We start from the raw sequence: 4,549 nt of genomic DNA on the forward strand, positions 1-4,549 counted from the left end.
AATTAAAAACTAAACCCAGAAGCGAGTACCGCCCGCGTAGCGGGCGGTACTCGCTTCTGGGTTTAGTTTTTTGGTGAACTATTTAACTCCTCCATAAATCGCTGATTTCTCATTACTAATCCATGCCCACAATTGATCGCCATAGGAAAAATGCCACCATTCATTGGGATGCCTTTGGAATCCGCTATAGGTCATCACTTGGTTTAACAATTGCCGATCGCGGTGAAATTCTCTTTCCTTAATGTCTAGGGAATTAGCAAAATAATCAGGAAAAGAGCGATCGCTAATTTCGTCAATCGGTGAACCCATATTTATTTCTTGTATAGAGTCCTCGTCTTGGGTGGGATATCTATACAGGGTTACATCGATCGCGGCTCCCGTGCTATGGGGAGGAGGGGTTTGCGGATCGTCACTCGGAATAGCCCAAAACTCGATCACTTCCGTCATTAGTGATTTTTTTTGCTCTTTCGTCAGATTTTCTACGGGTAAGCCCTTACTTTCAGCCAGTTGCGTGAAGCTATAATCCACCATGAATTGTTGAACGGGAATGGGGCGATAGGCATCAAAAACCGCAATTTGCCAGTTTGGGCGAAGGGTCCGTAAATATGCTTGAGATTTTTGCAGTCTTTCTAAGATCCCCTGCCTTATAAAAAAGGGAGAGCGATCGCCATAGGGAGCGCCTAATGCCATATAGGGGTGGGGAGCGATCCTGTAAATATCGCTAGCGATCGCCACAAGTTGCTCGCCACATTCTGAGATCGGGATAATTTGATAGGGCTTGGACATAATAGGACGCGATCGCTAATAATGAGTAAATACACCTACTGTACAAAAGTTAACAGTTTTTCGGATATACTCCGCTAAACTCTTAGCCACGTTAATCTCTGATGTGAGGAGGATAAGGCGATCGTTTCTACCACCAATGCCACTAGTGCAATTAATTTACAATCACAGCCTATGCAATCGACGACGGATCTCGGCACAGCTTCACAAATCCCTGAGCCAACTGAACTAACTACGCTCGAATCTTCGCAAATGCCCCAAATTGAACCCAGCACTCCTGTCCTCCGCATCATCGGAAAAGCGCACTTATCTGGTCACGTTCCCATTAGTGGTGCCAAAAATTCGATTCTTGCCCTCATGGCTGGCACGCTCTTATCCTCCGAGGGTTGCCGCATTCGGAATGTGCCACACCTAGCAGATGTGCAGAGTATGTGTGACATCCTTGAAGCCCTTGGGGTTAAAATTTCCCGCAATGGAGAAGTTCTCGATCTCGATACCAGTAATCTGAGTAAAAATTCCGCACCCTATGAGTTGGTCAGCAAAATGAGAGCCAGCTTTTTTGCGCTCGGTTCTCTGCTGGCAAGAATGGGTTCGGCAAAAATGCCTTTACCTGGAGGCTGTGCGATCGGAGCGCGTCCCGTCGAGCTACATGTACGGGGTTTACAAACTTTAGGTGCATTTGTCCAGATTGAACATGGTATTGTTCATGCCCACTGTATGAGTAGTAATGGACGTTTGCAAGGGGCAAAGATTTACCTCGATTATCCGAGCGTTGGCGCAACCGAAACTCTGATGATGGCGGCAACCTTAGCAGAGGGTGAGACCATTATTGAAAATGCCGCGCTCGAACCTGAAGTAGTTGATCTCGCCGATCTCTGTATCGCAATGGGTGCAAAAATTCGAGGGGCTGGCACGAGTACGATCGTTATCGATGGGGTCGATAAGCTGCATTTTGCTGATTTTACGGCGATTCCCGATCGCGTTGAGGCAGCTACTTTTATGGTTGCCGCTGCAATTACACGCTCTACGTTATCGCTATCGCCTGTGATTCCTGCCCATCTGACTGCGGCAATTTCCAAATTGCAAGATATGGGTGTCACTGTGCGCCAAGACTCTGACAATATGATCACTGTCATTGGTGGAGATCGCTATCGCGCCGTAGATATCGAAACCCTGCCCTATCCTGGATTCCCCACCGATATGCAAGCGCAATTTATGGCTTTACTGACCATTTGCGAGGGTAATGGTGTAGTTACGGAAACGGTATTTGAAAATCGCCTTCAGCATGTTGCCGAGTTAAATCGCATGGGGGCAAACATTCGCCTCAAAAATAATGTGGCGGTAGTCACGGGAGTACCCCAATTATCGGGCGCTCCTGTAATGGCAACGGATCTGCGTGCTTCGGCTGCCTTGGTGATTGCGGGGCTAGCTGCGGATGGAGAAACAACGGTAATGGGCTTACACCACCTCGATCGCGGTTACGATCGCATTGAAGAAAAGCTGCGTAATGTGGGGGCAAAGCTCTATCGCACGAGTGAAGTGGTTCCCGTATAATTCCATAAAGGCGCTGCAATGCAGCGTCTTTGTTGTTATTAATTAAAAATTCATGACTGAGCTTTGCGCGATCGCCCTAGGTAGTAATCTAAGCAGTACGATAGGTGACTCCGAGAAAATTGTCCAAGCTGCGATCGCGCAACTCTCAACCCTTCCAGCAGTCGAGGTGGTGAGGGTTTCCCGTTGGTATCGTACTAAGGCGATCGTTTTACCCAATGCAGATCCCCAGCCAGACTATATCAATGGCTGTGCGGTTTTAAGAACGGGTTTACCCCCCCTACAACTTTTACATGTCCTTTTCCATACCGAACAAATCTTTGGGCGCGAGCGGCGCGAACGTTGGGGCGCAAGAACCTTAGATCTCGATTTGTTGCTTTATGGTGATCGTGTCTTAGACAAGCCAGAGCTAGTTTTACCCCATCCACGCATGGGCGATCGCGCTTTCGTTTTACTACCCCTTGCCGAAATTGCTGCGGATTGGATACATCCGATATATCAAATGCCGATCAGTGAGCTGGCTAAAAATCCCCCCGATATCGACTTGAGCCATCCGATCGCAATTGATACGGAAGTTTTAGCCTTAAGCTGATTTATATTTTGGGGCATGGTTAAGAAGTCATACAAAGTTAAGAAATGGCGTAGCCATTTCTTAACTTTGTAAATTAAAAACCCCAAAACCTGTAGCGCACGCTGTGCGTGCGCTACAGGTTTTGGGGTTTTCTACCAATTCACAAAAGTGTGACAACACTTTTGTGAATTAAAAACCAAACCTAGTAATACCAATTCACGAAAGTGTGGCAACACTTTTGTGAATTAAAAACCAAACCCAGTAAGGTTTTGAGATTCCCAAAATGGCGTTGCCATTTTGAGAATTGGTATAAGGGTTTCCAAGATAAGAAATGGCGTAGCCATTTCTTATCTTGGTGTCACAGAGGTACAGAGATACCAGTACAAAGACTAGTGAGCCAATTTCGTGAAATTTCCCTCAGGGCAAAATCACGCCCTAGTTCACCACCCGCGATCGCGTATTTCAGAGCGAAATTTAGATTAGCGCCATACTTATCCCTTACCATCGATTTCAATTTTTGCAAATCAAAGACAGGAATCCTAAAATCCGCAGGAAGGGAACCTAATTTATATAAATCCGCGATCGCCATCAATTTGTAGGGAGCCGAATTTAGCATTACTTTTGTGTTGTCTTGGCGATCGCGAATCATAAAAGTCACCAACGGAATGCCCTTAAATCCTTTGGTAAGGATCTCTTCTTTATAGCCCTTTGCTAGTGCCTCTGAATTTACGTTTTGATCGTCCTTCTTCATTGGTTGAGTAAAAGCATCGAAGAACAAATCAGGGGGAAACCAATAAGCCGCTGCGAGCATTTTGTTGACCGTCGTAACTGCATGTAATTTTTCCTCTTCCGAAAAATTGCGATCGTCCTCAACTTGAAAATCTTCCCATGCAAACTCGCACCAATCGGCGGTCACTAGTTCATCTAAACCTAAATCAAAATCAAAAGTTTTTTTGCCTGCGATCGCTTCAGTAATCTCAGCGACCTTAGAGACCTCAGTGACAACCTCAGAGACCTCAGAGCCCAAATTTGCAACTACAGTTTCGGTTATTGCCTCAACGGATTTACTACGTTTGGAAGACGTTGTTTTCTTTTTGGCTTGCCATTCAATAAATAGCTCGTCATGTAAAACCTTATCTACCCTTGCCGCACTGTAAAGCTTAACGGGTTTGGTACTTTTTGATTTAGGGTTAGGCTGATTTGCATCACATTCCCCTAAAAATTTTTCGATCGCAGCCTCGGTAAAACCATGCAACTTTTTTAGATCGCTAACGGATAAAAATTCTCCCGTTGCAGAGAGATCGATAGATTGAGTCATTGTGCACCTGCAATGTTTAACTTTACTTATACCAATTCGCTGAAGTGAGCCAACACTTCAGTGAATTAAAAACAAACCCAGTAAGATTTTGAGATTTCCAAAATAGCGTTGCCGTTTTGGAAATTGGTATTACAGCAATTATCGATCAAACGAACCACAAGGGAATTTTGAAAGCGTTGTTTCGCAACTCTTTCAAAATTCCCTTGGTTTGGGTTTGAGCGCAAATCGCTTTAAGGGACTTGCTATTAATTAAAGTACCTGTGGCTTCGACTCCGCTCAGCCAACTTTAACTTTGGTGGGACATTTTTTATCCGCAAGAGCCTAAG

At 45.3% G+C, this 4,549-nt stretch carries 4 protein-coding genes; 2 read left to right on the top strand and 2 right to left on the bottom strand.

What is annotated here, in order from left to right:
* Positions 1-78: 78 nt before the first annotated feature.
* Entirely contained in the window at positions 79-786 is a 708-nt protein-coding gene (locus AC805_RS10800; protein WP_055075443.1) for a M15 family metallopeptidase, read from the bottom strand.
* 249 nt (positions 787-1,035) lie between these two features.
* Here AC805_RS10800 and murA point away from each other — a divergent pair, with 249 nt between their 5' ends.
* Both murA and folK read left to right on the top strand, forming a co-directional pair.
* Positions 1,036-2,337 (top strand): UDP-N-acetylglucosamine 1-carboxyvinyltransferase, encoded by a 1,302-nt coding sequence (gene murA / locus AC805_RS10805; RefSeq protein WP_369122828.1) that lies wholly within the window; start codon positions 1,036-1,038, stop codon positions 2,335-2,337.
* A gap of 52 nt (positions 2,338-2,389) precedes the next feature.
* The gene (folK, locus tag AC805_RS10810) at positions 2,390-2,926 is read left to right on the top strand and encodes a 2-amino-4-hydroxy-6-hydroxymethyldihydropteridine diphosphokinase (protein WP_055075445.1); all 537 of its coding nucleotides are present in this window, start codon (positions 2,390-2,392) and stop codon (positions 2,924-2,926) included.
* A gap of 337 nt (positions 2,927-3,263) precedes the next feature.
* Here the strand turns inward: folK and AC805_RS10815 are convergent, their stop codons facing one another.
* The gene (locus AC805_RS10815; RefSeq protein WP_055075446.1) at positions 3,264-4,223 is read right to left on the bottom strand and encodes a hypothetical protein; all 960 of its coding nucleotides are present in this window, start codon (positions 4,221-4,223) and stop codon (positions 3,264-3,266) included.
* Between the last annotated feature and the right edge of the window lie 326 nt (positions 4,224-4,549).

The organism is Pseudanabaena sp. 'Roaring Creek', assembly GCF_001402795.1.
Lineage (GTDB): Bacteria > Cyanobacteriota > Cyanobacteriia > Pseudanabaenales > Pseudanabaenaceae > Pseudanabaena.

Coding starts and splice junctions, on each gene's coding strand:
- AC805_RS10800 (WP_055075443.1), bottom strand. CDS start 786: ATGTCCAAGCCCTATCAAATTATCCCGATCTCAGAATGTGGCGAGCAA.
- murA (WP_369122828.1), top strand. CDS start 1,036: ATGCCCCAAATTGAACCCAGCACTCCTGTCCTCCGCATCATCGGAAAA.
- folK (WP_055075445.1), top strand. CDS start 2,390: ATGACTGAGCTTTGCGCGATCGCCCTAGGTAGTAATCTAAGCAGTACG.
- AC805_RS10815 (WP_055075446.1), bottom strand. CDS start 4,223: ATGACTCAATCTATCGATCTCTCTGCAACGGGAGAATTTTTATCCGTT.